Origin of the sequence: Rhodococcus sp. BP-241, assembly GCF_019836145.1 — a bacterium.
GTDB lineage: Bacteria > Actinomycetota > Actinomycetes > Mycobacteriales > Mycobacteriaceae > Rhodococcoides.
On the sequence record NZ_JABUEI010000021.1, the window covers coordinates 1 to 17,140 of the forward strand.

At 66.6% G+C, this 17,140-nt stretch carries 18 protein-coding genes and 1 pseudogene; 17 read left to right on the plus strand and 2 right to left on the minus strand.

The window, feature by feature from the left end; genetic code table 11:
- Nucleotides 1-128: 128 nt before the first annotated feature.
- A complete protein-coding gene (mftM, locus tag HQ308_RS22275) occupies nt 129-977 on the minus strand; it encodes a mycofactocin oligosaccharide methyltransferase MftM (protein ID WP_222640177.1) in 849 nt (282 codons plus the stop codon).
- A gap of 202 nt (nt 978-1,179) precedes the next feature.
- Between mftM and mftA the strand changes: the two genes are divergently transcribed.
- The 17 genes and pseudogenes from mftA to HQ308_RS22355 form a co-directional block, all read left to right on the plus strand.
- The gene (gene mftA, locus HQ308_RS22280; RefSeq protein ID WP_155957132.1) at nt 1,180-1,290 is read left to right on the plus strand and encodes a mycofactocin precursor MftA; all 111 of its coding nucleotides are present in this window, start codon (nt 1,180-1,182) and stop codon (nt 1,288-1,290) included.
- A gap of 7 nt (nt 1,291-1,297) precedes the next feature.
- Entirely contained in the window at nt 1,298-1,612 is a 315-nt protein-coding gene (mftB, locus tag HQ308_RS22285) for a mycofactocin biosynthesis chaperone MftB (protein ID WP_307095959.1), read from the plus strand.
- Nucleotides 1,609-2,889: a mycofactocin radical SAM maturase gene (mftC, locus tag HQ308_RS22290; RefSeq protein WP_222640184.1), complete on the plus strand. Its 1,281-nt coding sequence runs from the start codon at nt 1,609-1,611 to the stop codon at nt 2,887-2,889. The genes mftB and mftC overlap by 4 nt, the downstream gene beginning before the upstream one ends.
- 4 nt (nt 2,890-2,893) lie before the next feature.
- Nucleotides 2,894-4,150, plus strand: coding sequence for a pre-mycofactocin synthase MftD (gene mftD, locus HQ308_RS22295; protein ID WP_222647970.1), 1,257 nt, complete (start codon nt 2,894-2,896; stop codon nt 4,148-4,150).
- Nucleotides 4,151-4,209: 59 nt separating this feature from the next.
- Nucleotides 4,210-4,869, plus strand: coding sequence for a mycofactocin biosynthesis peptidyl-dipeptidase MftE (gene mftE, locus HQ308_RS22300; protein WP_222640199.1), 660 nt, complete (start codon nt 4,210-4,212; stop codon nt 4,867-4,869).
- The gene (gene mftG, locus HQ308_RS22305) at nt 4,866-6,281 is read left to right on the plus strand and encodes a mycofactocin system GMC family oxidoreductase MftG (protein ID WP_222647971.1); all 1,416 of its coding nucleotides are present in this window, start codon (nt 4,866-4,868) and stop codon (nt 6,279-6,281) included. Before mftE ends, mftG begins: the two co-directional genes overlap by 4 nt.
- A gap of 186 nt (nt 6,282-6,467) precedes the next feature.
- Entirely contained in the window at nt 6,468-7,556 is a 1,089-nt protein-coding gene (locus tag HQ308_RS22310; RefSeq protein WP_222647972.1) for a hypothetical protein, read from the plus strand.
- A 137-nt stretch (nt 7,557-7,693) separates the two neighbouring features.
- On the plus strand, nt 7,694-7,939 hold the full coding sequence (locus tag HQ308_RS22315) for a hypothetical protein (protein WP_222640214.1): 246 nt from the start codon (nt 7,694-7,696) through the stop codon (nt 7,937-7,939).
- A gap of 98 nt (nt 7,940-8,037) precedes the next feature.
- Nucleotides 8,038-8,418: an ABC transporter substrate-binding protein gene (locus tag HQ308_RS22835; protein ID WP_261776478.1), complete on the plus strand. Its 381-nt coding sequence runs from the start codon at nt 8,038-8,040 to the stop codon at nt 8,416-8,418.
- A 36-nt stretch (nt 8,419-8,454) separates the two neighbouring features.
- Nucleotides 8,455-8,997, plus strand: coding sequence for an ABC transporter substrate-binding protein (locus HQ308_RS22840; RefSeq protein WP_308115860.1), 543 nt, complete (start codon nt 8,455-8,457; stop codon nt 8,995-8,997).
- Nucleotides 8,987-9,952 (plus strand): ABC transporter permease, encoded by a 966-nt coding sequence (locus tag HQ308_RS22325; RefSeq protein WP_222647973.1) that lies wholly within the window; start codon nt 8,987-8,989, stop codon nt 9,950-9,952. Before HQ308_RS22840 ends, HQ308_RS22325 begins: the two co-directional genes overlap by 11 nt.
- A gap of 10 nt (nt 9,953-9,962) precedes the next feature.
- Nucleotides 9,963-10,940 (plus strand): iron chelate uptake ABC transporter family permease subunit, encoded by a 978-nt coding sequence (locus HQ308_RS22330; RefSeq protein WP_261776479.1) that lies wholly within the window; start codon nt 9,963-9,965, stop codon nt 10,938-10,940.
- Nucleotides 10,937-11,734, plus strand: coding sequence for an ABC transporter ATP-binding protein (locus tag HQ308_RS22335; RefSeq protein WP_027507077.1), 798 nt, complete (start codon nt 10,937-10,939; stop codon nt 11,732-11,734). Before HQ308_RS22330 ends, HQ308_RS22335 begins: the two co-directional genes overlap by 4 nt.
- 32 nt (nt 11,735-11,766) lie before the next feature.
- Complete coding sequence (locus tag HQ308_RS22340; RefSeq protein ID WP_222647975.1) at nt 11,767-12,780, plus strand: ABC transporter substrate-binding protein; 1,014 nt, start codon at nt 11,767-11,769, stop codon at nt 12,778-12,780.
- A 42-nt stretch (nt 12,781-12,822) separates the two neighbouring features.
- Nucleotides 12,823-14,655 carry a siderophore-interacting protein gene (locus HQ308_RS22345; RefSeq protein WP_222647976.1) on the plus strand — a complete coding sequence of 611 codons (1,833 nt, stop codon included), beginning with the start codon at nt 12,823-12,825 and terminating at the stop codon, nt 14,653-14,655.
- A gap of 301 nt (nt 14,656-14,956) precedes the next feature.
- The gene (locus tag HQ308_RS22350) at nt 14,957-15,745 is read left to right on the plus strand and encodes an alpha/beta fold hydrolase (RefSeq protein ID WP_222647977.1); all 789 of its coding nucleotides are present in this window, start codon (nt 14,957-14,959) and stop codon (nt 15,743-15,745) included.
- Between the two features lie 431 nt (nt 15,746-16,176).
- Nucleotides 16,177-16,611, plus strand: a pseudogene (locus HQ308_RS22355) (transcriptional regulator); the annotation flags it as partial.
- 75 nt (nt 16,612-16,686) lie between these two features.
- Here the strand turns inward: HQ308_RS22355 and HQ308_RS22360 are convergent.
- Nucleotides 16,687-16,914 carry a hypothetical protein gene (locus tag HQ308_RS22360; RefSeq protein WP_222647978.1) on the minus strand — a complete coding sequence of 76 codons (228 nt, stop codon included), beginning with the start codon at nt 16,912-16,914 and terminating at the stop codon, nt 16,687-16,689.
- Between the last annotated feature and the right edge of the window lie 226 nt (nt 16,915-17,140).

The window sequence follows — 17,140 nt, forward strand, 5'->3', positions numbered from 1 at the left end:
AGGGAGGCGTTAGCGTGGGACACGAGGACCTCTCGGTTGTCGGTGCAGTTGTGGTAACCACACCGATACCGGAGGTCCTCACCTATCTGTTGTCGCCACGCCGTCCACAACGTCCCTGGCTATTACATCTAGCGTGCGTCGAGCACGGCCCAGCCACCGTGGTGCTCGAACACGTCGAAGGGCGCGCCACTGCGCGAGACCGCGGATGCCAGTGCGGCGAGATCGAAGGTACGGACATGGCCGTGACAGCGTTCGGCTTCCTCTTCGAACGGCACCGCGATCACCACTCGCCGGCGTGCGACGCGCAGCGCCTCCTGCACGATCGCGTCACCCGATCTCACGTCGACGTGTTCGAGGAGGTGCAACGCCGTCACGGTGTCGACGTGACCGTCGGGCACAGGCACGGAGGCGGCATCGCACACCAGGGTGGCGACGTCGAGGCCCAGTGCAGTACTCATGGCGTCGAGCAGACGCACGGTTCCCTCGTGAAGATCGGTGGCGATCACGTTCACGCCGCGAGAAGCGAGCCGCAGGGGGAAGAACCCGAAGCACGAACCGAGGTCGAGCACGCTGTCGCCGTCGACCAGATCGTCAGCGCAGGCATGAATCGGCGCAAAGGCGGACGTACCGGATGTCAACTCTGCCAAAGAATTACGATAGTACGTGGCCCACGCTGCGACCGCACCGGGGACGGTGGACCGCACGAGGCCGACCATGATCGCTTCGAACTCCGATCTGCTCGAGCCGGCGGCTGTCACTCGGTCGGTGACTTCTCCGACCAGCGCATCGCTCAGACGGTCCGCGGTCAGGGAGTGTCGCACCTCCAGCACGCCTCCGCTGCGCCCGATATGGATGTCACCGGCGATCCGATCGTCGGAACGGGTGACGGTCACGTTGCCGTGCCTCCACACACCGGGCGCACACGGTGCGAGGGAATCGAATGGTTGGAGTGTCGCGGTCACAGGCCTCTCCCACATCTGTCGGGGACAGCATCGATCCTAGGGCCGAACGCCGCAACGTGACGGCCGGTTCCGCACCTGCCCGATCGGGCAGTCCTCGGGCGCCAACAGGCCTGTCACAGAGGAACATCGGACACCTGAACCTCTCTCGGTCCTACAGTGAATTCACGCACCTCACACGAGAATGCGCGTTTGAGAAACCCGAGACCGGAGGTACGTCATGACTCACAGCGATCCCACCGAGACGACAGACACGTCGCAGCAGGAACCGTTGGTCCAGGAGTCGTTGGTGGAGGAAGTCTCCATCGACGGTATGTGCGGCGTCTACTGAGTCGGCCGTGACCGACGTGCTCGCTGCATCGCCCCGAACGGTGGACCTGGCCCTGGCGTGGCAGCTCAATCCTCAGGTCGCGTTGCGCCCGGAACCGTTCGGGGCGTTGCTGTATCACTTCGGGACCCGCAAGCTCTCGTTCCTCAAGAACGCCGTCATCGTGTCACTGGTCACCTCGCTGTCGTCGCATCCGGATGCACGATCCGCGATGTCGGCCATGGGAATCGAGGAATCGGCGATACCGCGCTACGCGCAGGCACTCGCCGCTCTCGCGGACTCGACGATGATCGTTCCCACTCCCGTGAAGGAAGGCCCGGCATGACCTCCACCCTCGCCCGCCCCGAGCAACCGGTCGGCCGCCTGGTCGACCAGTTCGAACTCGGCCTCGACGCCCCCATCTGCCTGACCTGGGAGCTCACCTACGCCTGCAATCTCTCCTGCGTGCACTGCCTGTCCTCCTCCGGGCGGCGCGACCCGAGGGAGCTGTCGACCGAGCAGTGCAAGTCGATCATCGACGAACTGCAGAAGATGCAGGTGTTCTACGTCAACATCGGCGGCGGCGAACCGACTGTGCGATCGGACTTCTGGGAGCTCGTCGACTACGCCACCGCCCACCAGGTGGGCGTCAAGTTCTCCACCAACGGCGTCAAGATCGACGAGAAGGTCGCCGCCAGGCTCGCCGCGTCCGACTACGTCGACGTGCAGATCTCCATCGACGGCGCCACCGCCGAGGTCAACGACGCCGTCCGCGGCCCCGGCTCGTTCGACATGGCCGTCCGCGCCCTGAAGAACCTGAAGGACGCCGGGTTCCGCGACGCGAAGATCTCCGTCGTCGTCACCCGACACAACGTCTCCCAGCTCGACGACTTCAAGGCCCTCGCCGACGCCTATGACGCCACCCTGCGCATCACCCGCCTGCGACCGTCCGGCCGCGGCGCCGACGTCTGGGACGACCTGCACCCCACCGCCGGACAGCAGCGCGAGCTCTACGACTGGCTCGTCGCCAACGGCGACGGTGTGCTCACCGGCGACTCGTTCTTCCACCTCTCCGCTTTCGGCGACGCCCTGCCGGGGTTGAACCTCTGCGGCGCAGGACGAGTGGTGTGCCTGATCGACCCGATCGGCGACGTCTACGCCTGCCCCTTCGCCATCCACGAACAGTTCCTCGCCGGCAACATCGTCCGCGACGCCACCCCCGACATGGGCGGCTTCCAGGCCGTCTGGCAGACCTCGGAACTGTTCCAGGAACTGCGCTCACCGCAGACGTCCGGCGCCTGCACGAAATGCGCGCACTTCGACGCCTGCCGCGGCGGGTGCATGGCCGCGAAGTTCTTCACCGGACTGCCTATGGACGGCCCCGACCCCGAATGTGTACAGGGCTACGGCGAATCCGCCCTGGCCGCCGACCGCGGCGCCGTTCCGAAGTCGAGTGTCGACCACTCCCGCACCGGCAAGCGGTCCACCCCGAAAGCGTCGATTCCGTTGACGCTGCTCACCCGCCGCGACGGCGCACCCGCCCTCGTGGAGGGCGGAGGCCGACCGGCTCCGAAACTGTGTGACGAGAGTCCCCTTGCGGGGATGCCTCGAGAGAAGGACTGACACCATGCGCACCCCCTGGTCACGACCCGCCTGGATGGAGACTGTCGCCGAAGCTCAGAGACGAGCGAAGAAGCGACTCCCGGCATCGGTGTACTCCGCACTGATCGCCGGTTCCGAACGTGGCACGACCTACGACGACAATCTCGCGGCCTTCGGCGAACTCGGATTCGCACCCAGGGTCGCCGGACATTGTCACCAGCGTGATCAGTCGACAACGGTGATGGGGCAGCACATCTCCATGCCCGTCATCATCTCGCCGACGGGAGTTCAGGCGGTCGACCCCGACGGTGAGGTCGCCGTGGCTCGTGCGGCGGCGGCACGTGGCACCGCCATCGGCCTGTCCTCGTTCGCATCCAAGTCGGTCGAGGACGTGGCGGCGGCCAACCCGCAAACACTCTTCCAGGTCTACTGGCTGGGCACCCGCGACGAGATGGTCGCCCGCATGGAACGGGCGAAAGCTGCCGGTGCGGTGGGGATGATCCTCACCCTCGACTGGTCGTTCTCCTACGGGCGCGACTGGGGCAGCCCCGCCATTCCGGAGAAGATGAATCTCGCGGCCATGGTCAAGTTCGCACCCGAGGGCATTCTCCGGCCCGCCTGGCTGTACAAGTTCGCGCGAACCGGCAGAGTTCCCAACCTGACGACGCCGAACATCTTGCCCGCCGGCGCGCCTCAGCTACCTACGTTCTTCGGCGCGTACGGCATGTGGCAGCAGACTCCGCCGCCGTCCTGGGACGACATCGCCTGGCTCCGTGCGCAGTGGGACGGCCCGTTCATGCTCAAGGGCATCTCCCGCATCGACGACGCCCACCGAGCCGTCGACGCCGGTTTCTCCGCGATCTCCGTCTCCAACCACGGGGGCAACAACCTCGACGGCACACCGGCCACCATCCGCATGTTGCCCGCCGTCGCCGAGGCCGTGGGTGACGAGATCGAGGTACTACTCGACGGCGGAATCCGCCGCGGCAGCGATGTCGTCAAAGCCGTCGCCCTCGGTGCCCGCGCAGTGATGATCGGCCGCGCCTATCTGTGGGGGCTCGCCGCGAACGGGCAGGCCGGTGTGGAGAACGTTCTGGATGTGCTGCGTATGGGCACAGACAGCGCGCTGCTCGGCATGGGCAAGAGTTCGATCCACGACTTGACCCCGCAGGACATCGTCGTTCCGGACGGCTTCACTCGCCGGCTGGGCGAGAGCGTGCCCGCGCCGGCAGTGTCCGATGCTGCCACCACCGTGCTGACCTCCGCACGTCGGTCGTCCTGACGGTAGGGCGGCTCAGCGTGTCGTCGTCGAGGCCCGCTCAGTCCTCGAACCTGGGAGCGATGCGCTCGCGCGAGACGGTCGGGGCTCGGTTGGTGGCGGTGCCGGTGGGGTCGCTGGAGCAACACGGCCCGCATCTCCCCTTGGACACCGACACCCGCGTCGCCGCAGCAGTCGCGGGATCTCTCGATGACGCCGTTCTCGCCCCTGCCCTCGCCTATGGGGCCAGCGGCGAACATGAGGGCTTCGCCGGCACGGTCTCTCTCGGAGCCGAAGCACTGACCGCTGTCCTCGTCGAGTACGGCCGATCCATCTGCCGATGGGCCGATCGAGTGGTGTTCGTCAATGGCCACGGTGGCAACCTGTCGTCCCTCGTCTCCGCGGTCGGTCTCCTGCGATACGAGGGCCGAGATGTCGCATGGTTTCCCTGCGCGGTCGCCGGCGGCGATGCCCACGCCGGTCGTACGGAAACGTCCCTCATGATGCATCTCGCACCGAACCTGGTCGACGAGTCTGCTGTGGAGGTGGGAATCACCGCCCCGATCGCCTCGTTGCTTCCGCGCCTACGCACCCTGGGGATGAGCGCGATCACCAGCAACGGTGTTCTGGGCGACCCTCGGGGTGCGAGCGCCGCCGAGGGCGCTTTGCTCGTGGCATCGATGCGGGACTCCCTCGCCGCAGCCGTTCGATCGTGGGCTCCCGACACGCACGGCCGACTGTGACCACCGGTGACTCGTTCGACGTCGTCGTCGTCGGGGGCGGTAGTGCGGGATGCGTTGTCGCAGCGACAATCGCTGCGGCGGGGGCCACCGTCGCACTTCTCGAAGCCGGGAAGTCCGACATTGACGCCGAGGATCTGCGCTCTGCGACGCAGCTGCCTATCGGGCCCGGATCGGAGCGGGTGGACACGTTCGAGGTCGAGCTCTCCGCCGGTCGGACAGGATTCATGGCCAGAGGCCGAGTCCTCGGGGGAAGCGGCGCCGTCAACGGTGCGTACTTTCTCCGCGCCCCCTCTGCCGACTTCGACGCCTGGCCGCGGACGACATGGTCCTGGCCCACGGTCCGGCGCCGTTACGACGACGTCGAGCGGCACATGGTGCCCACGGCGAGTATCGACTCGGAGATCGGCCGAGCCTTCGCCCGGGCATGCTCGTCAGCCGGGTTTTCATGTGTCAGCCGAGCCGAGAAAGGCACCGATGCGTGGATGGCCGTGCCCTCGAATGTTCGGGACGGCTACCGCGTCACCACGGCACACGCGTATCTGGCGCCGGTACGCCATCTCGTCGACGTGCGGCCACGCACCCGTGTCGCGCGGGTACTTCTCGAGGGGACACGCGCGGTCGGCGTCACGGGCACCGACGACGACGGGCACTTCGTCCTCCGGGCGGACACGATCATCTTGACCGCGGGTGCGGTGAGAACACCACTGCTTCTGATGCATTCAGGCATCGGCGACCCGGCACTGCTCAGAAGCGTGGGCGTGGACGTGCACCATACGCTGCCCGGCGTGGGAGTGGGGTTTCGTGATCACCCGGAGGTGACGGTGTCGTACGTGCCGTTTCGATCGACGTCCGGCGGACGGACACGCGCTCTCGATGCCATCCTTCACGTCGGTGATGTGGAGATCCGTCCTTACACAGCATCTTTCGACCAGTTGATATCCGGGCTGCCGCCGATGAATCCGGTGCTGGGTGTTGCTCTCATGCGACCCGACTCGCGCGGACGCATCTCGCCGGTGTCAGCCGACCCATTCGCCGCGCCGCGAATCGAATACCGCTACCTCACTTCACCACGAGACAGAGCCGAGCTGCAGGCCGGCGTCGCTCTGGCTCGAACGCTCGCGTCGTCGTTCGGCGTGGTCGAGAGTGCTCGCGCGGAGCGCTTGGTGGACAGGCTCGGAACGTCGGCGCACATGTGCTGCAGTGCCCGCATGGGCACTGATCCGCTCTCCGTGGTCGACGACCACTGCGCCGTGCACGGAATCGACGGCCTCCACGTGATGGACTCGTCGATGTTCCCGAGCGTCCCCTCGGTCGGGCCGCACGAGACGGTGGTGATGGCGGCACTGCACGCCGCGCATCTCGCGATCGGTCAGCCCTCGACCACAGGATCGCATCGCGAACGACAACTGTGACGCGCAGTGTCACCTCGGGCGCTCCGAGATCCCCGGCGCCGGAAATCTGCGTTCTCACCCAAGGTCGACCGTGTCGGCGTTCTCCGCCCGCTCGATATTTGCACGTGCACCTCGGCCTTGGCGAAAAGCCACCACGGACGGCCAGTCGTCACATTTATCGGTCGATCGACCGGGTAGCACCGGGCGATGACAGACCACGACCCACACCGAGAAGGACCCACCCGTCCACCGGGAGACGGCGTATCGGTACTGCTCATCGCCGACCCCGGCAAACCCGCCGATCTCGCCGAGTACCTCGCAGACCACCTACCCCAACGCCTCACCGAACGAGGATCACCGCCCCGCCGATGGACCACCACCGTGCGCCGACAACCCCTCGTATCCGACGAACACGCCTCGCTCGACGACGTGATCGACACCGTCGACACCGACTCCGACTCCGACCACGAGGACATCGTCGTCTACCTCACCGACCTCCCCCGCCGCGACAACACCGTCCCCGTGATCGGCGAGGTCAGCGCCGATCACGCGTTCGCGCTGATCTCCATCGCCGCCGTCGGCGCCATCGACCTCGCTCGACGCGTCACCACCATCGTCGAACTCGCCCTCGCACGCATCCTCGGCGAACCCGAACTCGCACCGACGAGCGGCACGAGACGATTCCCCTCCGAACAGCACGAGACCGGCACCCGGTACCTCGCACCGAAGGGACTGCGCAGGCTCCGGCTGCTCTCGGGAATGGTGCGAGCCAACCGGCCCTGGCGGCTGGTCACCGGCCTGTCCAAGGTGCTCGTCGGCGCCTTCGCCACCGGCGCATTCGCGTTGTCCACCAGCACCATCTGGTCGTTCGCCGACACCATGGGCGGATGGCGCCTCTGTGCGGCGACGATCCTGTCGACGGTGGCGCTCATCCTCTGGCTCGTCATCGACCACGAACTGTGGGAACGGCCCGAATCCAACGAGGAACGCGAACGCTCAAGGCTCTACAACACTGCGACCGTCATCACCCTGACCATCGGCGTCGTCGTCCTCCACATCGCCCTGTTCGGTCTGCTGCTCTTCACCGCCTGGCTCTCCCTCCGAGCGCACGTCCTGTCCTCGACCCTCGGGCACAGCGCGACCACCGCCGACTACCTCGAACTCAGCTGGCTCCTCGCCTCCATCGCCACCATCGGCGGCGCCCTCGGATCCGGCCTCGAAGACGACGACGCAGTCGAGGAAGCCGCCTACGGAACCAGACAGCGCCAGCGACACGAGAACACGCAGAAGGAGTGAGATGTGAGATTCTCGAAGCGAGCGGTACACCGTCCAGGCACGGGGTGGTGGACCCGTTGATCTGAACTGAGCGTGGTGCGCCCCCTTGCGAGCGCCTCGAACGCTCCCCGGTTCGGACGGAAGAGTATGCCTTGATCATGAGTAGTTCCGTTCTCAGCGCTTCCCTCGCCGACCGCCGCGCCGCAGTGGGCCGGTCGAGTTACCGAGTGGTGGTCGTGGCCATCAGCTATGCCGTGCTGATCGTCGCTATCGCCGTCGCGATGTTCTCCGGCAGCAACAGCCTCAGCGGCATGCTGACGGTGGCCGCCGTGTGGCTCGGAGCGTTGTACGGGGTGACATGTTGGTGGCTCAGACAGGACGCCGATTCACGCGCGGGCCGCTGAGACCGTCGCAGCCACGCAGGACGGGTTTGCGTAGCCTTACCTAAGTAGTTACTCTCCAGCGGGTAAAGGTTCGGTCAAGAACTCACCCCTGGAGACTCGTGAAGACCCCGAAAACCCCGATCCTCGCCCTCCTCGCCACCGTGATCACGGTGAGCGCGCTCGCGAGTTGCAGCACCGACGACACCACGTCCGCGGACTCCGCCACCACCGTTTCGATCGACACCGCCACCGGACCTGTCGAGGTCCCCCAGAACCCGCAGCGTGTCGTCGCCCTCGACAACACGTCGCTGGAGACCCTGCGCGCGTTCGGCGTCGAACCGGTGGCGCTGCCCAAGCCGATCATGCCGTACGAAGGGTTCGAGGACTGGATCGACGACGACGCCATCCTCGACGTGGGGACGCACAGGGAGCCGAATCTGGAGATCGTGAACGAGGCGGAACCCGATCTCATCATCGGCGGTTACCGCTTCTCGGAGTAAACCGACGAACTCGGTCGTATCGCCCCGACGCTGGACATCGCGCCGTCCGACGATGCCGAGGGTGGTTACGTCGAGTCACTGAAGCGCCAGACCGCCTCTCTCGGCGTCGTTTTCGGCCGCGAGGAGCAGGCGGCCGAGATCATTGCGGCTCTCGACGCCGCCGAAGACAACGCGGCGGAGCGGACCACCGGCCAGTCGGTGTTCCTGTCCGTCGTCTCGGGCGGCAAGATCGACAACGGTGCCGGACGGATCGGTCGGATCATCGAACCACTGAACCTGCGCGACGTCTTCGCCGGTGAGGCCGGCGACGTGCACGGCGACTCCGGCCTCGCGCCGGAGGCCGTCGCCGCGGCGAACCCGGACTGGATGATCGTGCTGGACCGCGACGCCGCGGCCGGTGAACCCGGTGCCGCTCCGGCGAAGTCGGTGATCGATGCACAGGAAGCGTTCGCCCGCACGACGTTCGCGTCCGAGGACCAGATCGTCTACCTCGATCCGTACTTCTACACCCGGGAGAGCATCCAGGCGTACGCCGAGACGTACGAGCCGCTCGCGGACGCCTTCTCGAATGCATCGTAGGACAGCACTTCTGGGCACGGCGGTGGTCACCGCCGCCCTGGTCGCGGCGTCGCTGCTCGTCGGCGAGTTCGACATCTCGCTCGGCACACTGCTCACCGACCCGGTGGCGCGGGAGATGTTCCTCATCTCTCGCGTCCCGCGGACCCTCTCATTGATCTTCGCCGGCGTCGCGATGGCGGTGTCCGGCGTGGTCATGCAGATGATCACTCAGAACAAGTTCGTCGAGCCCACCACCGCCGGCACGAGCCAGTGGGCGGGGCTGGGCATTCTCGCGGCCCTGTTGCTGGCGCCGAATCTGGGGCCGATGCCGAAGATGCTGATCGCCACCGCGTTCGCCTTCGTCGGCACCATGTTGTTCGTGGGCGTCCTGCGTCGAATCTCGTTGGAACAACAACTGGTGGTCCCCCTGGTCGGCATCATGCTGGGCGCCGTCGTCGGCGCGATCACCACCTTCCTCGCCGGCACATTCGACCTGCTGCAGTCCATGTCCGCGTGGCGGTCCGGCGGATTCAGCGGCATCGTGCGCGGTTTCTACGAACCCTTGTGGGCCGTCGTCGTCATCGCCGTGCTCGTCTACCTGCTCGCGCACCGCTTCACCGTCGCCGGCCTCGGGAAGGACCTCGCCACCACGGTCGGACTGAACTACGACGCGACCGTCGTGCTCGGCGTCGCGATGGTGGCGGTGTGCACCGGTGTCACCAGCGTGGTGGTCGGCTTCATCCCGTTCCTGGGCCTCATCGTGCCGAACATCGTGTCCATGGTCCTGGGAGACGACGTACGGAGGAACCTCCCGTGGGTGGCGGTGCTGGGCGTCGGACTGCTGCTGGCGTGCGACCTGATCGGGCGCACGGTGGTCGCGCCCATGGAGATTCCAGCCTCGGTGATTCTCGGCGCGCTCAGCGCCGCGGTCTTCGTCCTTCTCGTGGTGAGGCAGCGACGTCATGTTCTTGCGTGAATCACCCTCGATGCCGACGCTGGTACGCACCGACTCGGGACCACGTCCGCGCCGACGACTTCTCGTGGCCTCCGCGGTGCTGGCGGGGGCGATCGCCTGCTTCCTTCTCCTGTTCGTCCGGGGTTCCTTCGAGTTCGCGGTGGAACGCCGCGCCACGATGCTGGGCGCCATGGCCGTCGCGGCCTTCGCCCACGGGCTCGGCACCGTCGTCTTCCACACCGTCACAGACAACCGATTGCTCACTCCGTCCATCGTCGGTTTCGACTCGCTGTACGTGCTGATGCAGACCGTCATGGTGTTCGTCTTCGGCGGCTCCGTCATCGCGCGGACCGACGGCACCCCGAAAGTGATCGCACAGACCCTCACCATGGTCCTGTTCGCCACGATCCTCTATCGCTGGCTCTTCTCCGGTCGCCTCGGCAGTCTCTTCACGATGCTGCTCGTCGGCGTCGTCCTGGGGCTGGCCTTCGACAGCCTCTCGACGTTCCTGCAGCGTCTGCTCTCCCCCACCGAGTACGACCTGCTGTCCGTTCGCCTGTTCGGTCGCCTCAGCGGGGTGGATCCGGGCATGCTTCCCCTCGCGTTCACGGTGTGCGCCGCGGTGGGAGTGGTGTTGTGGCGCAGACGCTTCCGGCTCGATGCGCTGTTGCTCGGCGGTGACTCCGCGACGACCATCGGCGTCGACCACAAGCGTGAACTGACGCTCGTGCTCGTTCTGGTGGCGCTGCTGGTGTCGTTCTCCACCGCGCTGGCAGGGCCGATGACCTTCTTCGGCTTCATCGTCGCGACGATGGCCTATCAGCTGACCGGCAGCTACAAACACCAGTACGTGCTGCCGATGGCATTCCTGCTCGGCATGCTCACGCTCGTCGTCGGACAGTTCGTCATGCAGCACGTGTTCTACGCGGCCGGTTTCCTCACGGTCGTCATCGAATTCGCGGGTGGACTGCTCTTCCTCGTCGTCGTCCTCCGGAAAGGCAGACTGTGATCACGTTCTCGGACGTCTCCAAGACCTACCAGAGCGAGACGGTGCTCGGACCGGTCAGCGGCACCATCGCAGAGGGTGGCATCACCTCGGTCGTCGGGCCCAACGGAGCGGGCAAGTCGACCCTGCTCTCGATCATGGGCAGACTGCTCGAGCCGACCACCGGAACCGTGACCATCGGAGACGCCGTGGTGCAGCACACGGCCACGAGAGACTTGGCCCGCATCGTCTCGGTGCTGCGTCAGGACAACCACCTGACCGCGCGGCTCACCATCCGCGAGCTCGTCTCGTTCGGCCGGTTCCCGCACTGCGGCGGCCGACTCCGCGCACACGACCACGAACACGTCGACCGTGCGCTCGACTTCCTGCACCTCGACACCCTCGCCGGGCGCCACCTCGACCAGGTGTCGGGTGGTCAACGCCAGCGGGCGTTCGTCGCCATGGTTCTCGCGCAGGACACTCCGTACGTCTTGCTCGACGAGCCGCTGAACAATCTGGACATGAAGCACTCGGTGGCGATGATGGGCCATCTCCGACGCGCGGCCGACGAATTGGGGCGCACGATCGTGCTCGTGGTGCACGACATCAACTTCGCAGCGGCCTGGTCGGACGACATCGTCGCGATGCGGGACGGCCGGATCGTCGTCAGCGGGCCCGCCGGCGCGATCATGCACGACGACATCCTGAGCGACGTGTTCGATACCCGGGTGCGCGTCCACGACATCGACGGCGCGCGGACCGCCATCTACGCCCGCCCTGGGAACGAGGTGCGTATCGCGGCCTCGACACAACCATGACACGCACGACAGTGCTCTCGAAAGGATTCGCCATGGTGCACTCCCCCCTTCGCCGGCGAGGCGTCCGCTTCGTCGCCGCTGCGTCGATGGCGCTCGTCGTCCTCGGCGCGTCCGCGTGTAGTTCGACCGCCGATGACACCGCTGCAACTGTCGAGCCGACACCGAGCGAGACCCGCGTGATCGCCACCGACAAAGGAGAGGTGACCGTGCCCGCCGACCCCCAGCGCATCGCGGTCCTCTCGGCCGGATTCGCCGGATACCTCTACACACTCGACGCGCCCGTCGCCATCACCGACACCCGACTGCTCGGTGTGACCAACCTCGACGGCGGCTTCCCTCCACAGTGGGCCGACAAGGCTGAGGCCCGGGGCACAGTGGAACTGCCGGCGGGGGAATCGCTGAACATCGAAGCCATTGCGCAGGCCGAACCTGATCTCATCATCGGTGGCGGGCAGGGCTACTCCTCCGTCCTGGCCAATGATGCCTACGATCAGCTCGCCGCGATCGCACCCACCGTGCTGATCCCGTCCACGGTCACCACCTGGCAAGGCGAACTCGCGGCAGTCGCCGACGCCGCCGGGGAAAGCGACAAGGTCGACTCTCTACTGCAGGCATACGAGGACAAGGTCGCCGATGTCAGGGATTCCATCACCGTTCCCGGGTCTCCCGTCGCCTATTTCCTGTCGCTGAGCACCAATGAACCCTCCTTCATTCCGCAGACCGCGGCATTGCCGACGTTGTTGTCGGAAGTCGGTTTCGAAGCCGACGACATTCTCACCAAGGCCGGGAATCCGGAGTTGTACGGTTCCGGGGACTCGTTCATCGTCAGCCCCGAACTTCTCGGTTCCGTCGCCACCGCCCCGGTGATGTTCGTCGTCCCGGTTGCCGGGCGCACCCTCGAGCAGCTGACGCAGGATCCGGCCTACGCGGTGTTGCCGGCCTTCGCTGCCGACACGGTCTACGAGCTGCCGGCGACGAGCTACCGACCCGATTACGACGGCGTCATGGCCACGCTGGACCAGATCCAGCAGACGTTCGCCGCGTAGCAGTGCTATTCGGTGAGAACGGATCAGAAAGTAGGGATTCCCATGGCGGGCACAGTGCGCGACGTACAGGTCTTTCCGATCTGCTTGCGAGGACTCGATGTTCTGCGGGTGGAGGACGTGACCCCCGGGATGCGACGAGTCGTGGTGGGCGGGCCGTCGATGGACCGGCACGTGCGCGACGGTGTCGAACTGCCCCCGGTGCGGACCACAGGATTCGACGACGACGTCAAGATACTTCCGGCCGATCCGGTCACCGGAACCCTGCCGTTCCCCGTTCCCACAAATCAGGACGACGGCACCGTCGACTGGCCCGCAGGATCGTTCCCGTACGCCCGGACGTACACCGTGCGCCGGTTCGACGAGGCCGGGCGAGAGATGGTGCTGGACTTCGCAGCTCACGAGGGCGGACTCGGCGCGACGTGGTCCCGAACCGTGCAGCCCGGCGACACGGTGCTGATCGCCGGACCGAAACACTCCGCGACCATGCCGCGCGAGGTGGACTGGATGCTCCTCGCGGGGGACGAGACTGCCCTGCCCGCCATCGCGCACTGCCTCGAGATGCTGCCCGCCGAACTGCCGGCGACAGTGGTCGTCGAAGTGGCCGAACCCTCGCACCGGCAGGAACTCGCCTCGGCTGCCGACGTCGACATCACCTGGCTGTACCGGTCCGAGGCCGGCGGCGCCTCCCGGCTCGTTGACGCGGTCCGAACGGCGCCGTGGCGACCGGGACAGCCGTACCTGTGGGTCGCCGGCGAAGCACAGACCATCACGCCACTACGTCGATGGGCGAAGCAGGACAAGCAGATCGACAAGAAGTTCGTCGAGATCGCCGGGTACTGGCGTAGACGCGAGGAACGAACGGACGCGTCTCCGGCCGAGAGCGGCCAGGCGAGGGACGCCGCGGCGCGCCTGCACGAGATGGCGGACCTGGCGACCCCCCTGGTCATCAGGACCGCGGTGACGCTCGGGGTGTTCGCTGCCGTCGACGGCGGCGCCGACACCGTCGACGCGATCGCCGCGGAATGCAGCACTCACCCCGGTGCCACGGCGAAGCTGGTGCGGCACCTCGCGCTGCTCGACCTTCTCACCACCGACGGTCAGCGTTGCGCCCTCACCGAGACGGGATCCCTGCTCGCCGACCCGGACGCGTTCCTCAATCAGCAGCTGCACAACGACAGGATCCACACCCGTCTCGAACTGTCGCTCCTCGGCCTCACCGAGACGATCCGGACCGGAACACCGCCTCCGACACACCGTTTCGCCGACCAGATGGCCGAGCCCGGTTTTGCGGGCGAGTTCCACGAGGAGGCGGCGTTCTCTGCGGTCTACCGCGCTCCCGCACTACCGGACGCCGTCGATCTGACCGGCGTTCGGACGGTCGCGATCCACGGCGACGGGGCAGGCGTCTACGCCGACACCCTGGTTCGGGAACGTCCCGACCTCGAGATCACGCTCGTCGGTCATCCCGACCGCAACGGCCGAAACGTGGCGGACGTGGCCCACGAACGGCGAGGTGCGGTCCGATGCGTCGACTCCGGCGACGTCGCCCGGTCTGCGTCCCCCGTGGACCTCGCGATCGCCGTCGACCTGATCGACACCCACCCGGACGCCGACGCCCGCCTGCTGCTGTCGATGCTGGAGACCTCCGCGCGCAGGGTCGTCCTCATCACCGACGTGCTCGATCCGGCCACCACCGACGACCACGACACCGAGGACGACCTTCTGCGACTGTGCCTGTACGGATCCGGGCGACGCACCGAAGCCGAACTCCGTGACCTCATCACCGACGCCGTCGGAGCCGACGCACGTGTCGGAACCCTCGGGTGGGGATCCACGGTGGTCGAATTTGGGGGCCGACAGGGGTCGGCCACGTGATCCGCCGGACGACTCTCGTCTGAACCGCCTCACAGGAAGCCGACCGACTGTCTCGCGCACGCGGCCTCGACGACCCGGACAGGTACCTGCGTTCTCACCGCGGGACGAGCCGGAACGCGAAGACGCGCTGTCGCCTCCGGGGCATCTCGAGATCATCAGCGAACGCGAATCGCCACGCCGGGGACGTGGTCCCGAACAGTCGTACCCGGCGAAGAGTGGCCGACTCGAACGCTGGGTGAGCGGATGCCATCGGTCTTCCGGAACCCGTGCGTCGACCGGGCATTCGCGTACCGTCAAGGATATGACGCTGAATTATGTCAGATTCGGACATGGCAACCCGCTGTTGCTGGTACACGGCTTGGGCGTCGGATGGCGATCCTGGTCCCCGATCATCGACGAACTGGCGGAACACCGTGACGTCATCGCGGTCGACCTACCGGGGTTCGGCGACACGCCGCCGTTGACGGGCGAAGTATCGATCGCTGCTCTCGCCGACTCCGTCGCGGACTTCATTCGCGAACACGATCTAGGTGGCATTTCCACCGTCGGTCAATCCATGGGCGGTCGAATCGTCCTCGAACTTGCTCGACGGGGAGTCGGCGGCGACACCGTGGCACTCGACCCCGGCGGTTTCTGGAGCGACCGCGAACGCGCTGTCTTCGGCGCCACACTCCGGCCATCGATAGCCCTTGTCAAAGTGTTGCGGCGCTTCCTGCCTGCACTTCTGGGCAACCCTGCGGGAAGGACCCTGCTGCTGGCACAGTTGTCGGCGCGGCCATGGGCGCTCCCGCGCGACACCGTGTTGCCCGACGTGCGAGGGCTCGCCGACTCCCCGTCGACCGAGGCCGCTCTCGATGCACTCATCCATGGGCCGAAGCAGGAAGGCGCCTCGCCCGGCACAGTGCCCGGACGGGTCACAATCGGTTGGGGACGACGAGATCTGGTGACAGTGCCGAAGCAAGCGGCGCGCGCTTCGGAGCTGTTCCCCGATGCCGTTCTGCACTGGTTCGAGCGATGCGGTCACTTTCCGCAGTGGGACGCACCGAAAGAAGCCACTCGACTGATTCTCGACCGCACCGAAAGAGGATGATCTTCGAACGAGTCGGACCAGTTCATGTAAATTGCGGGACGACAATTCGCCGGTGACCTCGCCCGGGCCGTCGGCGAACTCGCCGCGAAGGAACGACCGCCGCGAGGTTCGCGGCGTGCCTACCGGGGGATTCGCGTAGACCTGCACATCAGCTCCGAGGCGGCGTGCGGGCAGCGCCGGAGGTTGCTCAGCCACCCCGACGATCACCCGGCGTGTCCCCTCCGCACCGGACGCAGGAGTCGGATTTGCCCATGAGCCGACTCGCGGCGCTCCGTGTCGCCATCTATGGCCGACGACGCGCCCATGACGGGATCGGCCGGGTCCTCAGGGGTCGACAGAGTTGATCGGGTCGATGACGCGATGTGCTTCGCCCGCGAAGCCGTGCCCGCGGGTAGGCGCCCGCTCTCAACAGCGCAGAGGCCACCGCAACGGCGGGGGCAGTCCTCGGCGAGGAGGTCGACAGGGGTGTCGTACTGGTGCGCTGGCTCTTCCTGGACCCGCGTGCGAGGGAACGCATCGTCAACTGGTCCGATTACGCGTCAGCCGCGGTAGGAGCGATGCGCTACGAGGTCGGACGCCACGTCGCGGACGCCCGATTGACGGTTCTGATCGACGAATACCGTCTGGCAAGTGACGACTTCGCCCATTGGTGGAATGATCACGGCGTAGCGGATCGCACGTCCGTCGGCGAGAAGATCGCTCACCCCGCGGTAGGCCGACTCGCATTCGGCATCGAATCTCTTGTGTCGCCCCACGATCCGGAGCAACGCTTGATCATCTACACCGTCGAGCCCGAGTCGTCCACTGCTCGGGCACTTCCGATATTGGCGTCGTGGGGCCCGGCATCTGCCGAGTCGATGGGCTGACGCGCGGACGATGAATCGATCGGTCGGTCCGCCCGCGGGTGGTATCGGCAGCACCTTCGACTTTGCCCAGATCGTCTAGTTGTTCACCGCCGCAACCTCCACTGGTCCCGACACGTACGTCACGCGGGTGCCGAATACGTTTCGTCCGAAAGCCGAGCCGTACTCCTGCGCATCACGCTTCGCCCATTGGCTCGACTCGGTGACGTGGAGGTCCATAATGTCGCCGACCACCGGTAGCCGCCGCGGTAGATGCGGCAGCACGCGGTCGGACGCTCGTACAGGTCTCACGGTGTTGTCGCTCATTGGTGCTCCCCCTGCGATGAGTCGGTGGGCGGAGTGACAGGCCCGAAGCGGGCAGCGCACTGTCCACCGAGGTCCGCACACATCCACGCCATCCGCTGAGGAGCTTGACCCGGTTTCCCGGACAGTTCGGGTTGGGTGTTCAGGCCACGTCTGAGGTGACCCGTCGATGGTAGGCGTGTTCGTAATCCACTGGCGAGGAGTAGCCGATCCCGGAGTGCCGGCGGTG